The sequence below is a fragment of the Gulosibacter sediminis genome (genome assembly GCF_014904065.1).
Taxonomy (GTDB): domain Bacteria; phylum Actinomycetota; class Actinomycetes; order Actinomycetales; family Microbacteriaceae; genus Gulosibacter; species Gulosibacter sediminis.
Window position 1 is genome coordinate 3,950 of the sequence record NZ_JACXJG010000015.1, and the last position, 231, is coordinate 4,180.

At 70.6% G+C, this 231-nt stretch carries 1 pseudogene; it reads right to left on the minus strand.

Features of this window, described 5'->3' with window-relative positions:
- Window positions 1-231: pseudogene (locus ID132_RS08460) on the minus strand (hypothetical protein); the annotation flags it as partial.

Consider the following 231-nt stretch of genomic DNA (forward strand, 5'->3'; position numbering starts at 1 on the left):
CGGTTCGGAGCGTCCGCGACGAACTCGCGTTGCACGAGGTCGTCGTGGACGGGCGGGCCTGCCTTCTTGCCCTTCCCGCGGGCCTTGCGCTTGCCGAACGCCGACCACCAGCCGTTGGCGGACGTGATCTTCCAGGCCGTCCGGTCCGACATCGCCTCCCCGGCATCGCGAGCCTCATCGGCCAGCAGTCGGTGCCCGAACTCCGGGTCATCGCGGTGGGCGTCGAACAGC